Origin of the sequence: Providencia sp. PROV208 (assembly GCF_028479465.1) — a bacterium.
In the GTDB taxonomy this organism is placed as follows: Bacteria; Pseudomonadota; Gammaproteobacteria; order Enterobacterales; family Enterobacteriaceae; genus Providencia; species Providencia alcalifaciens.
The window spans coordinates 91123-105092 of the sequence record NZ_JAMPNS010000017.1 but is presented as its reverse complement, the minus strand read 5'-3'; the positions used below and the strand labels follow the sequence as shown (position 1 = coordinate 105092).

The window sequence follows — 13970 nt, the reverse complement described above, 5'->3', positions numbered from 1 at the left end:
ATTGTGTTACAGAATATTACTTAATTTCCAACACATTACATTTATGATGAATATGTTAGTGTTTTATAAGGGTTTAATAATTATTCGTCCTATAAAATTCTCATACTCATCAAAAACAGATGAATCCTAGTATTTCGATGGAGTTTATCTATTTGATTTCTGGGCTATGTCTATCAATTAATTCTTGTAAAACTTGTTTGAGCATTTTGCTTTTACGAGCGCCTAATGGTGCTAAAACCTGCCTTTCATGCTCTTCTGCGGCAACCAATAATCCTTCCACTAACTCCACTCCACTCGAAGTCACACTGACTAATGTCACGCGTCGGTCACTCCCTGAATGATTATTATGGCGGATTACATGCCCTTGTTGCTCCAATCGCTGTAAAACCCGCGTAATAGTCGGTTGCTTGCTGACTGTTTTTTGCGATAACTCGGTGATCCCCATCGAACCATTATTCGCCAATGTAGAAAGCACTCGCCATTCCAACACGGATAACCCGTTAGCTTCCACAACCGCATGAAATTCAGAAGAAACCAACATCCATGCCTGCCCCAGCAGAGCGGGCAGGTAATTATCAACGAAGACTTTCGATTTAGGCATCAATTCCTCTTTTTTAGCTTCTGGTTTTATCACATTAGAAGCTAGCAGAGTAGCAGAAGGAAACCGAACTCTTAACATAATTTAACTAAAATCTGCCACTAAGCAGTGAGCCAAAGCCATCAACTCGAGTATCTAATCCCAATTTTTTTAGCATCATATATGTCGTTGCCACGGATGATGACAAGACAGGCAAGCCCACTCTATTTTCTATCAATTGAATTGAAGGCAGCGAAGGCATCTGTACACAAGCAGATGCAACAATGACGTCCACATTGGTATTCAGTTTTTTGGTAATTTCAACAGGGGCTAATGGATTTTGTCTACCAACTTCAAGGTTATCAGGTATTTCTAGAGAGATACTGTCTACCACCTCAATACCTTCATGTTCGATGTAATCGATAACCAGCTGTGTTAATGGTTTCATGTATGGGGTCAGAATTGACACTTTTTTGGCACCCATTGCATGTAAACCATCAACTAAAGCCCCTGCACTTGTCACGACCGGCGCTGGATGCCCGTTATCTATCGTGCATTGATGAAGACGTTTTTGCGAAATGCGGTGATAGCCTTTACCCATGCTCATAATGGCAACTAAGCAGGCATACCCCAATACATCTACATCAGCATCGGACAACTCAATAGCACAGCGATCACTGTCAGAATCCATTTTAGCTAATTCGTCTTTGGTCACTTTTTGCATACGCATACGGCTAGAGTGAAATGTAAAGCGTTCGGCAAACATGGCTTCACGGGCACGTAAAATAGCCGGAATTTCAGTTTCCATGGTGGTATTAGACGAAGGCACAATCTGCCCAATACGAAATGTACGCGCTAAGCTCATAGTCCTTTCTCCAAAGAAGAGTCATCCGATTCAGCAAATTGATTAAGTTCATCAATATCTTGCCCACTATGATGGAAACGGGCAGCCGTTAAAGGACGTCGATTAACCTGTAAATCAAAGATATCAAAGCGATTATAATGCCCAGTAATATCATGCATCTGACGAGGTTGAATGCAGCGATTCAAATCAATTTCACCATAAACAATACCTTCTTTATCAATCAAAGGTTCCCCAATAACGCGCCCATCGGGACCGATAATGCCGGAAAATGCACTATTTGGGCGAGCCAGTAATTCACGAGACTCAGGATGGGATGTTGCCATGGCGTCAACGATTTCTTCAGAGACCGTTGAACAAGAAATGATAGTAAATACCTTACCTTCAAAGCAGTGCGCTGAAGCTCGTAAGCGAATGGCATCAGCCATATCGTAATCTTTCGGTGCAACTGGCAGAGCAATATAGCTGGCAATGTGTACCAGCTCACCCTGAGCTAATAATGAGAAACGCGCCAATGTATTGGTATTTTCCCCACATGCCAGTGCGCCTAGAGGACCAATGCTCGTTTGGTGCACTTTTAGAGAAGATGCATCACCGTTCGCCCACGTCAGCTTTTCCGCCCATGTCGGCACTAATTTACGGTGCCGCCCTAAAATTTTGCCTTCATCAGAAATAGTCACCAGCGTGTTATACAGCGTCGCTATGCCGTTCGGATTACGTTCATTCACCCCAACAACAACATTGATATGGTGACGAGCTGCCGCTTGCGCAATTTTTTTAATTTCGGGTCCCGGTACTTCAATCGCTGACTTACACAGTTTTTCAAACCATGGGCTGCCATCAATCGGATTCATCACCCAGCTCCAATACGGGTAGCCAGAAACAAACACTTCAGGGAATGCGACTAATTTAGCGCCATTATCAGCCGCCTCTTCAATAAGCCGACACACTTTGTCCACAGTGGCATCAGTATCAAGAAATACAGGGGCGGCCTGCACTGCCGCCGCCTTAAATTGAGGTAGATTCAACATGTAGTTATCCCCCTTAAGTTATACTGCAACCACTGGATGACGTAACTCACCGATTTTTTCTACATAAGCTTCAATCACATCGCCTGGCCACACCCACTCTTGAGGAGAACGTCCGGCTCCCACCCCTTCAGGCGTTCCTGTCGCGATAATATCCCCGGGTTCTAACGTAATGCCCTTGCTGATGTCTGCAATCAATGCATTCACGTTAAACAACATATGACGCGTATTGGAGTCTTGCTTAGTCACACCATTGACTTTCAGACTCAGATTCAATGAATGTGGATCAGGAATTTCATCCGCAGTGACGATACAAGGACCAAATGGCGCATAGGTGTCTTGTCCTTTCGAGTAAATCCATTGACCAGCTCGACGACAATCACGAGCGCTCATGTCGATCATCAAGCTATAACCGAACACATAATCCAGTGCATCTTCTTGCGCTACACCTTTAGCTCGAGTTCCCATAATGACCGCCAATTCGACCTCCCAGTCTAACTGCTGAGTAATTTGGGCATTATGTTCAATGGCATCACCCGGTCCAATCACGGTTGTCGGCGGCTTAGAAAAAATCACTGGTTCTTTTGGTAATTCTTTAGATGTATCCAACGTACGGCTAGACTCTGCAACGTGCTCAACATAGTTCAAGCCAATACCAAAAATGTTTTTTCTTGGGCGCGGAATTGGCGCTAATATTTTCACATTTTGTACAGGCCACGCCGTTCCTGCTGGGAATTGCCCTTGATAACCATTTAATAACGCCGTTCCCGCACGCACGCCTTGAGGACCTAAATCAATAAATTCCAGCATGTTATCAGGAAGATATTGACCATTTTCCTCTGCCAATCTCGCTAAATCCACAACTTGCTCATCCACAATCGCGCCTAAGCGAGCTGCTGCGGTAACATCTGAACGGTAAGTAATAAGACGCATAATTTTTCTCCTTGAGTCAGGTCTCAAGACCTCACTGAAATCTTCACGTAATAGTTAGAATCAATAATTAGATCAAATAGTTAACCAATCACTTTTTGGTGACCGTCATTTTCCACCAAAGCCTCTTCATAATAGAGACCAAGGGAGTGCATCACTGGCAAGTCGCTAAAACAGAACAGACAAGCATCTTCACTTTGGGATGTATTAATATGTTCGTGGAACATCCATGACGGTACACAGAAAATGTCGCGCTCTTGCCAATCAAAACGCTGCCCGTTAATAATCGAGTAACCTGACCCTTTCGCCACTTGGTAAATAAAGCTACCCGTATGACGATGAGCTTTACCAACAAAGCCAGGACGTAATAACTGCATGCTTGCCCCAATGGTTGGCATGACAGGACCGCCAGTTAATGGGTTGGTGTAATTCATTAAGACATCATCAAACGGTGATCCTTCCGTCACTTTTGCGGCTCGCTGTAACGCTTCGTAAGTGGGCCCCCACTGGTATTTAAACAATGGCGAATAAGGCTTATCCCATCCCACATGGTGCGGACGTAATGCCGTTGCCCCCCACATCCCAACGGGATAATCAACTGGGCGGGTTTGTGCTTGATGTAAATCTGGGTGAACTTTATAAAAACCAGCCTCCATGGCATTGACGAGTGGAATATCTAATCCGTCCTGCCAAATACACGGTAGCCCACCTTCTTCAACACCATGCTCATGCCAAGTACCATTTGGCGTCAGCACAAAGTCATTGGCTTCTAAAATCATTTTTTGCCCTTCCACGATGGTGTAAGCTCCACGCCCTTCCATAATGAAACGCAAGGCAGATGATGAATGCGCATGAGCGGAAGCCGCTTCTCCGGGATGCATCACCTGTAAACCTGAATACAACCATCCCACCGCAGCAGCAACATCTTGGCGACCTGGGTTATTTAAATAAATCACGCGACGACCCGCCTTTTCTGGCGTCACTAAATCCACTGAACGTAAAACATGCTCGCGTAAATCTTGGTAACGCCATAGCACTGGCACTGACTGAGATTTTGGCTGCCATGGCTCAATTTTATTGGCAACAGTCCAGAGCGCACCTGTTTTTAATTCATCTAACTGCTTGTAATACGCCAACAATTCCGGTGTATCTGCTACATCTGCGCGTCCTGCGATATTCTCTCTGTATTGTTCATGGGACTGAGTAGTCATGGTTTTTCCCCCTTTCGCATTGACGCCATTAGCGGTTTTTCGATTGTTGGACTAATTGTTGGCGACCATATTCATAAGGTGCTGGCCAAGTTACGCTGTTCCACCCAAAGCGCGCACATTCATGTAATAACCACGCAGGATCAGAAAGCAGCGGGCGAGATAATGCACAGAGATCGGCTCGCCCTGATGCGATAATGCTATTAACTTGATCTGCATCGGTGATTGCCCCAACGGCAATCACCGGAACCGATCCTTCATTACGAATTCGATCCGCCATTGGCGTTTGATACATACGCCCATAAACAGGCTGCTGAAGAGGGGAAACCTCACCGGATGAGCAATCGATAATATCGGCTCCAGCTTGATGCAGAGCCTGTCCAATCAGCACTGCTTCATCAACTGTCGTTCCTCCTTCCACCCAATCTGTCGCAGATATTCGCACCGAGAGCGGTTTGTCTTCAGGCCACACTTTCCTCACCGCGCTAACCACTGCTAGCGGGAAACGTAGACGGTTTTCTAATGACCCACCAAATGTATCAGTGCGCTGGTTAGTCAGTGGAGAGATAAAGCTCGATAACAGATAACCATGCCCAGCTTGCAGTTCTAGCCAGTCAAAACCCGCTTGATCTGCACGTTTTGTTGCCGCCACAAATTGGTCAATAATGCTTGCCATCTGAGCTTCGGTCAGCGCAGATGGTGTCTGTGATAGAGACGGTAAATAAGGTAATGGGGAAGCTGAAACTAACGGCCAGTTGCCTTGTTTCAATGGATGGTTTTCTTGTTCCCAACCGCGCTGCGTAGAGCCTCGACGTCCAGCATGCCCCAATTGCATCCCAATTTTCGCATCTGTTTTCTGGTGTACAAATTGCGTCACATTTTTCCATGCCGCCACTTGCGCATCATTCCAAATACCTGGGCAGCCCGTCGTCACTCGCGCTTCTGGAGAAATGGCGGTCATTTCCGTCATAATTAAGCTGGCACCACCTAACGCACGGCTACCGATATGCACGAGGTGAAAGTCACCTACCAGCCCATCTGTTGAGCAATACAACAGTGTTGGAGAAGCAATAACACGGTTCTTCAACTCGACATTACGCAAACGAAATGGCGTCAACATCGGGGCAATTTTCTGACTAGCGAGATCGCTTGGTAAACCTGATTTCTCTGCAAACCAATTTTCATAGTGGGTTAACCAGTGATCATCACGCACACGCAAATTTTCATGGGAAATGCGCTGAGAACGGGTTAATAGAGAGTAAGCAAACTGTTCAGGGTCGAGATTTTCGTAACGTTGAACATTCTCAAACCACTCGGTCGAGTTACGTGCTGCATTTTGGATTTTCAGCACTTCAACACTACGTACTTTTTGATAGTGCTCTAATCCTTTGCGCAAATCACCTTGGGTGGCTTTCAAGCTTTCACATAATTCGATGGCATCTTCCAAAGCCAGCTTGGTGCCCGACCCAATAGAAAAATGCGCGGTGTGCGCTGCATCACCCATCAGAACCACGGGAACATCTTTACCGCTTGTTGGATGTGTCCAATGTACCCAGTTATCACAAATAACTCTCGGGAAGCGGATCCAAATCGCCGCACCGCGTAAGTGAGCAGCATTCGCAATCAACTTTTCACCATCTAACCATGGCGCAAACAGCTTTTCACAGTAAGCTATTCCATCTTCTTGAGACATTTGGTCGATGCCTGCTTTGAGCCATGTCTCTTCCGTCGTTTCAACAATAAATGTAGATAAGCCTTCTTGGAATTGATACGCATGAACTTGGAACCAACCGTGCTCATTTTCAGCAAATATGAAGGTAAATGCGTCGAAAATCTTTTTCGTGCCTAACCAAACAAAGCGGCAACGACGTTGATCGATATCCGGTTTAAAGACGTTTTCATAGCGAGTACGGACTGCGCTGTTGATCCCATCAGATGCAATCACCAGATCTGCATCATATTGGCGTGCGATTTCCTGATCATCGACAACTTGAGTTTCAAAAACCAATTCGACACCGACTTCAAGACAACGATCTTGCAAAATATTCAGTAATTTCTTACGTCCTATACCGATGAAACCATGACCGCCGCTACGGTTACAGCTACCTTTGAAATGAATGTCGATATCATCCCAATGGCTAAATTCGGCGCTGATGGTCACTGCGGATACAGGGTCAGCTTTGCGCAAATTACTTAATGTGGCATCAGAAAATACGACACCCCAGCCAAAGGTGTCATAAGGACGGTTACGTTCAACCACCACCACCCGATTTTGTGGATTTTGCAGTTTCATCAGCAACCCGAAATAAAGCCCTGCGGGACCGCCGCCGATACAAACGATATTCATGGAATTTCTCCTTTAATTACGTTGTGCCATTACACCGGTTGCTGCTGGGTTAAGGCGCTATACAGTGCTTCAGGGATAGGAATTGCCTGATGCGTGATAAGTGATGTCGTGACATAAGTTTGTGTCACTTCCATACGCAACTTGCCATCAAGGCTGATGCAACGTTGGTGTAAAGTCAGAGACTTGCCGCCAATGCGTTTAACGTGCAGCTCAAGCTGAACATCATCCCCCATCCGACTAATTGCTTTGAAATCTGCTTCTAAATGCACCGTGGGTAAACCAAAGCGCTGCTCAAGGATGTACCCTGCGAATCCTTCGGGAATCAGCTCATCAAACCAACGTTCAATGAGATTGTTAAACATCACAAAATATTGCGGATAAAATACAATTCCTGCGGGATCGCACTCTGAAAAGTGGATCCGATGGTGTTGAGAAAAGGTCAATAAACTCATGATGCGGTCCTTATTCCATCGCCAAACGCTGACGGCATTTTTTCAATTCATTACCGTGTTCATCTGCCAAAGCCGCTTCACGCAGTTCACGTAAATTAATGGGGGCTAACTGGCTACCATGACGCTCAACGATTTCCATCAATATTTGGAAATTGCGCAAACCACGGGCATGAGTATCGCTATATCCCTTCACCACTCTCTGACATTGCGCAATCTCAGTGGCTAGCGCAGGGTTGCTTTTCGCCGCTTGCGTCACCGCATCTAACCATTTTTCAATACGATTATTTTCAAGTTGATAACGCAATGTTGAGCGCCGCCCTCTTCGCCACGCGGCGAGTGCATATAACTGTAAAAAGCCCCAAAGCGAACTGGTAGTGATCGTGCGTCCCTTTTGCGTTAATTTGCGAACGGCTTTGTGAATCCAATGTGGTCTCATTAGCCAGTTTCCTAAACTTTTGGGAAGCGTTTCGCAAATTTCTTCAATTCTTGGATGCATAAATTCATTGATATCAAGCAATTGGTTATCTTGTGCTTGGACTTCACTACGGACTCGCGCAAAACGGCTATCACGAATTTTTAAGTCAGCCACACGGATGGTGTCCTCATAAGACATCCACAACGCTAAATGACGAACTAAAGCACGTTGTAAGCGCGGATCATCGCCGCCTTTTTGCGCAAATAACGCTTGAAGTCGATTGAGGTACGACTCTGCATAAGCAGGATCTTGGTAATCAATCAAGCGACGAACGCCTTCAATGGCAAGGTAGTGAACATGGTCAGGGAATTGGCTCTCAACACGCGCAAGGAGAACGGCAACATGTTTATTTTTTGGTGTTTTTTCAATCAATTGCGAAGATTCCACTTGATACGTTTCTTCTGGTTGCGCCGCTTTTTCAGCACCCAACGTAAACGCACGCAAACTGGGTTTCACCCCAACACCACCACGAACAATGGTTTCTTCAAACTGTTCACGGCTAAATGGCAAAACCCCCGAACCAAACAACGCACCAAACAGAACGGCACTGATGACACTGCCACTCTCTTGCGCAGCTTGTGCCATATCAAAATGAATAAATTGACGGGCAGCTTGTCCTGCATGACGAATCAACGCTTGGCTATCTACGCGCCCATCCCCCATAGCCGACTTTTCTGCAATCGAATACACCCGATGAGTCGAGCTTATCAACGTAGTACGTTCCGAAGTCACAAAACCACGCTGTACGGCACGTCCTGCCTCCATTAGCTCGGAAGCTAAAACCACATCCACATCTCCCGGCATTGGCATTAGGGCTAATACTGGTGAAGGGGTGTCTGGGTTGTCAGCCCCAGGGAATAATTCAACATAATAAATTGTTGCCCCCGTCCGCTGAGCCACACCCGGTACTGACGTGGTTTGCGCAAAATACCCATTCTCTTCGCCAAGATTAACAATCCAATCGGCGAGAACGCCGCCGCCTTCCCCACCCATTGCAAGGATGGCTATTTTGATAGGCTGTAAGGTCATTAAAGGTTGTGTCATATGCCCCCCTAAAAACTCAGTTGTTCACGGCGGCGTGCATCACGACGCTGCAAGAAGCCAATAAACCAGCCGCGAACACGGTGGCGCAATTTGTCCCAACCATTTGGATTGGTGATAATTTGTGCTTTAAAGAAGGAAGGACACAGCACGGCGGCATGGGAGACTTCACCGCACAGCCCACAGCCTACGCAACTATCCATCACTGTCGCAACTGGGTCTGTCCGTAAAGGATCTGGGTTAGGCTTGATTGATAACGATGGGCAACCCGATAAACGAATACAGGAGTGGTCTCCCGTGCAAGTGTCTGAATCAACACCAAAACGCTCACGGATAACTCGCTTGCCTGCTGAAACGTCCTCACGAACTTTTTTCTTTTCACGACGCTGTTTGTTCAACATACATTCGCTTTGGGCAATCAATACTTTAGGACCACTTTCTGTCGTCGTCAGAGCTTCACGTAATGTATTTGTCATGGCTTTTAGGTCATAGGTACGGGTGATGGTTTTCACCCAGTTCACCCCAACACCTTTAACGGCTTTTTCAATCTCATGGCCAGTGCTACGTGTTGGATTCAAAGCGGTTGACGATAAAATATCTTGTCCACCCGTTGCCGAGGTATAGCTGTTATCAACTACGATAGTGAGATTATCACTGCGGTTAAACACGCTATTGGCAATTCCACTCGTTAAGCCGTTATGCCAAAAACCACCATCCCCCATTACCGAAATAGCGCGCTTACTGGCTTTCGCGTTCAACGCCGCAGCACCCGCACCACCAAGCCCGTAACCCATGGTGGTATTGCCAAGATTAAATGGCGGTAAAATCGAGAATAAATGACAGCCAATATCGGCACTCACATGGTGCTCACCCAACTCACGCTCAACCAACTTCATTGCAGTAAAAATTGGGCGTTCTGGACAGCCGGTACAAAATCCTGGCGGGCGCGCATGTACAGTGTCATTTAGGGTAGGCTCTGCCGCATTAACGTAATCCGGCAAGTCATCATCCGCTTTCACTGCCGTGACATTAATGGCTGGGATGCGGATCTGCTTAGCAGCCGCTTTCACTTGAGGTTCGATTTTGCCGTAACGTTCGAAGAATGAACGCAGTCCTGCCAATACAGTTGCCGTATTGTATTCACCTGCCATCGGCAACATGTCTTTACCGTGAAGTGCTATCTCGATATTGCGTTGGCGTAAAATATTCGCCACATTTTGCTCAACGAAGTTCGGCTGCCCTTCTTCCAATACCAAAATCGCTTTTTTGTTGCGACAAAAACGTTCAAATTCATCATCAATTAAGGGGTATGCCACATTCATGACATACAGTGGAATTTTGCTATTACCGAAGACATCGGCTAAGCCAATTTGGTTTAATGCACGAATCAAGGTGTTGTAGCAACCGCCCTGTAAAGCAATTCCCACATCCTCTGAATCTTCCGCAAAAAATTCATTCAGTTCACGCTGTTGAATAAATTTGATAGCCGCGGGCCAACGCGCTTCTATTTTTTCTTTTTCATGTAAAAAACTTGCCGGCGGTAAAACGATACGGCTGACATCACGGGTTGGGTTCTCTAATGCGTCTTTTACCGTGAATTTCGGATGTTGGTTATCTGAACAGGTAAATTGTCCATGAACATGGCAAGAACGAATACGCATTTGCAGCATAACTGGCGTATTACTAGCTTCGGAGAGATCAAAACCATCTTTGACTGCCTGTACAATGGAAGGCAAGTTAGGACGTGGGTCAAGTAGCCACATTTGGGATTTCATCGCAAAGGCGTGGCTACGCTCTTGCATAATTGAAGAGCCTTCGCCGTAATCCTCACCCACAATGATCAACGCCCCACCCAATACACCACCAGAGGCTAAATTGGCTAATGCATCAGACGCCACGTTGGTTCCCACTGTCGCTTTAAATGTCACGGCACCGCGTAAAGGGTAGTTCACCGATGCCGCAAGCGTTGCGGCTGCGGTTGCTTCGCTGGCACTGTTTTCAAAACGGATACCATATTCCGATAAAATATCCTGTGCATCCGCCAGTACATCCATCAGGTGGGAAATCGGTGCACCTTGATAGCCTGCGACATAAGAAACTCCCGATTCCAGTAATGCTTTTGTTACCGCAAGGATCCCTTCACCGCTGAAAACTTCACCTTCACCCTGCCGTAATTTTTGAACTTCTTGGACAAACGAACGCTCAGCCATTTTAACCTCACCAGTCAACGTCGGCACGTTATTATCTTTTTTGTGTTTCCTTCTTGTATCTCATTTGTTAATAAATGGTCAATCCATGATTAATCATGCATATTAGATTCTTGCAGAGAGTGGATAAGAGGTGCATAGAGCGGACAAAATCATTGTAAAACAATGAAAAAATGCTGATGAACAGGCTCAAAGGTAAATATTTCAGTCTAGTAAACTATTGGCTAATTACTTTCACTAATCAATCATTAACTCCAATTAATCCTTACTCATAGAAAGGAATTAGAGTATTCATCTGATTAAAATCAATATGGCAATATAGATAACTTTTTGATTAACTAGTAGGCAGCAAAATATAAATAACTATATGAATAATCATATATTTAAAACTAAGAATTAATAAAAATAACTTTATTTTTTAGTTTGTTACCGAAATCACAATCAGCACATTCTTTGCACTTTTTTGCAGTATTTGGATAGTTTTTGCACAAATATAGCTAGGTAAGCAAATTCCTTTATGCTATGTTCGAAGCACAATTGGTTAAAAATTGTTTAATAAAATGTTAACAAAATCGATTCCTGTGATGGGTCGAAAGTCGTCAAAAAATAACAATAAGATATCTAAATATCCCAACAAAGACCCTCAAAGGACCCACTAGCCAGTGACTTCTATCTGCTAGGAAGCCAATCAGGGTTACAGTGTTTACTTTGGAGGCACCTCCTTATGTTGAGCAACTCATGGCCTTACGCACCTGCACCTCAAATAGAGAATCAACTCTGTTCTTCTGAACGATTGTTGTTCAGTTCAGCCGATCCTGAAGAGATCAAATCCATGGTGGGGCGCGTTATGAAACCTCATCAATTTCAATTACTTAATCAACATCAGCGCCTTGATGCTCGCATGCATTACATCCCAATGGGCGACATTTCCCTTAGTCGGCTACGTTATGGTGCTGATGTGGCTATCACGCCAGGACAACTCGAAGATTTTTTTCTGGTGCAGATGCCGCTATCAGGCAGTGCCATCATTGAAAGTGGCGGAAAAACTGTAGAATCGACACCATTGATGGCCTCATTATTGAGTCCTGAAGAGTCTACGGTGATGCGTTGGAACAGTGATAATGACCAATTTATGCTACGCATCTCCCGTTCTTTATTAGAACGTACTTTGGTCGGGCAGCTTGGACACACTTTAGATAAACCATTAGTTTTTGAATTAGGGTTTGCTTGGCAATCATGTATTGCATGGCGTACGTTGATGAACTATCTGATTGAATGCGCTACACGTACGCCAGATTTGCTGCAACATAAGCTTATTACCACTCAAGTAGAACAATTGGTTTCTGTCACACTCTTATCCACACACCAGCATAATTATTTGGAAGATTCCGGTATGCGCCGTGCCACTATTCGTCCGCGCCATGTGCGCCGCGTTCAAGAGTATCTTGAAGCCCATGCCCACGAACCCATTACGGTAGAACAACTGGCTCACATTGCCGGAGTCAGTTTACGCAGCCTATATGCCGGTTTTAAAGAGTTTTTGGACATTAGCCCGATGCAGTATTTACGTGATTTGCGTATGGAACGCGTGCGAGCCGAATTGATGTCAGGGGAAGCCACCAGCGTCACGGGGGTCGCCTTACGTTGGGGATTTGCTCATATGGGACGTTTTAGCGCCGAATATAAACAACGCTATGGTGAAAGCCCAAGCCAAAGTATGAAAAAAGCGTAACGCGTAACTTAAAGCAGTCCTTGATTAAAATGACCGTATAGCGAAAAAGCCATGCGGTTATTTTTTTCATCGATAATGCTCTCAACCATCACTTGGAAATGAGTCGTCAATAGGGATATCAGCAGCCTTTCGGCTGCCAATATTAATAGGATTAAAACGGAATGGACGCTTTGAGATAAATTTGGGAACCTTCAGGGCGATTTTTCACCGAGAAATCTTTCTCCCATTTTGCCGTAAATAACCAGCCTTGTGGGTTAGCATAGCGGATTGACGGACCTACTGCGAAAGCTTGAGCCTTACCTTGTGCGGAGTTTGGACCACTGTCATTCGTGGTTTGCATAAACCCATATCCACCAATACCCGCAACCCAACCATTGCCAAAGCCCCAACCGACCGCATAATCGGCGTGGAATGCCTGACCTGAACGCGTGTCCGTATCATTGTTGCGGAAATTAAAGTCATACATCATTTTTAAATCCGCATTAACGCCCACTGGGGGGATATAGCTGATTGCCCAAACTGGCTGTAATACCCAGTAATTCTTCCCTAAGCTTGAGGGGTCAGTTTTACTGTATTTTCCGGTTGGGGCATAAGCATCCAAGCCCAGCACATAATGTAAATCTGCTGAAGGATGGAAGCCTAATGCGGGACCAAAAGTGATATCCCCCAATCCACGGCTAGTTTCCTTATTCCCCGCCGCTTTTGCAGTCACATCAAGCAGTGGAAGAATGGTATGGAATGCCAAATCACCACCGAACACTTTTTGATCGGTAACCCAGATAAAACGCGGTGCGAGCACATTCACATTGACACTAAAGCCAGGAATAGGGATTTTATCGCCTTTATCATCACGAACACTGTCATAATGCGCATTACCGCCATATACCAACACATGCACACCTTGCGGTGGCAATGCGCCAGACATAAAGTTTTCGAGCCCATCAGGGTAGATCCCAAGACCTCCCCCCTCGGTTGCAACGGCACCGAACGACAATGCCCCCAAGCATGAACCGACGATTAGCTTATTGACCATTTCTTTATTCATCATTTACCTGCCGCTATAGTTGTTTTTATGGTGGTGATTTTTATATTTGCTGTGTTTATCTTGCCT

Annotated in this window: 11 protein-coding genes; 1 reads left to right on the top strand and 10 read right to left on the bottom strand. The window is 45.4% G+C overall.

From position 1 onward, the window contains the following. Positions 1 to 148: 148 nt before the first annotated feature. The 9 genes from PR766_RS14105 to PR766_RS14065 all read right to left on the bottom strand — a co-directional run bounded on the left by PR766_RS14105 (position 149) and on the right by PR766_RS14065 (position 11130). Positions 149 to 601 (bottom strand): MarR family winged helix-turn-helix transcriptional regulator, encoded by a 453-nt coding sequence (locus PR766_RS14105; protein WP_006663331.1) that lies wholly within the window; start codon positions 599 to 601, stop codon positions 149 to 151. 85 nt (positions 602 to 686) lie between these two features. Further along, complete coding sequence (locus PR766_RS14100) at positions 687 to 1442, bottom strand: maleate cis-trans isomerase family protein (RefSeq protein WP_036959819.1); 756 nt, start codon at positions 1440 to 1442, stop codon at positions 687 to 689. Further along, entirely contained in the window at positions 1439 to 2470 is a 1032-nt protein-coding gene (locus tag PR766_RS14095; RefSeq protein WP_006658263.1) for a carbon-nitrogen hydrolase family protein, read from the bottom strand. Before PR766_RS14095 ends, PR766_RS14100 begins: the two co-directional genes overlap by 4 nt. A gap of 18 nt (positions 2471 to 2488) precedes the next feature. Continuing rightward, positions 2489 to 3400, bottom strand: coding sequence for a fumarylacetoacetate hydrolase family protein (locus PR766_RS14090; protein ID WP_036959820.1), 912 nt, complete (start codon positions 3398 to 3400; stop codon positions 2489 to 2491). A gap of 80 nt (positions 3401 to 3480) precedes the next feature. Continuing rightward, complete coding sequence (locus PR766_RS14085; protein WP_006658261.1) at positions 3481 to 4608, bottom strand: cupin domain-containing protein; 1128 nt, start codon at positions 4606 to 4608, stop codon at positions 3481 to 3483. A gap of 28 nt (positions 4609 to 4636) precedes the next feature. Next, the gene (locus PR766_RS14080) at positions 4637 to 6952 is read right to left on the bottom strand and encodes a bifunctional salicylyl-CoA 5-hydroxylase/oxidoreductase (protein WP_154635932.1); all 2316 of its coding nucleotides are present in this window, start codon (positions 6950 to 6952) and stop codon (positions 4637 to 4639) included. Positions 6953 to 6981: 29 nt separating this feature from the next. Next, entirely contained in the window at positions 6982 to 7404 is a 423-nt protein-coding gene (locus PR766_RS14075) for an acyl-CoA thioesterase (RefSeq protein WP_154635931.1), read from the bottom strand. Between the two features lie 10 nt (positions 7405 to 7414). Continuing rightward, positions 7415 to 8923 (bottom strand): indolepyruvate oxidoreductase subunit beta family protein, encoded by a 1509-nt coding sequence (locus PR766_RS14070; RefSeq protein ID WP_154635930.1) that lies wholly within the window; start codon positions 8921 to 8923, stop codon positions 7415 to 7417. Positions 8924 to 8931: 8 nt separating this feature from the next. Next, a complete protein-coding gene (locus PR766_RS14065) occupies positions 8932 to 11130 on the bottom strand; it encodes a thiamine pyrophosphate-dependent enzyme (protein WP_006663338.1) in 2199 nt (732 codons plus the stop codon). Between the two features lie 721 nt (positions 11131 to 11851). On the opposite strand from PR766_RS14065, the gene PR766_RS14060 reads away from it, so the two are divergent. Continuing rightward, positions 11852 to 12859, top strand: coding sequence for an AraC family transcriptional regulator (locus PR766_RS14060; protein ID WP_006663339.1), 1008 nt, complete (start codon positions 11852 to 11854; stop codon positions 12857 to 12859). A 151-nt stretch (positions 12860 to 13010) separates the two neighbouring features. Here the strand turns inward: PR766_RS14060 and PR766_RS14055 are convergent, their stop codons facing one another. Beyond that, on the bottom strand, positions 13011 to 13907 hold the full coding sequence (locus PR766_RS14055) for a SphA family protein (RefSeq protein ID WP_006658254.1): 897 nt from the start codon (positions 13905 to 13907) through the stop codon (positions 13011 to 13013). Between the last annotated feature and the right edge of the window lie 63 nt (positions 13908 to 13970).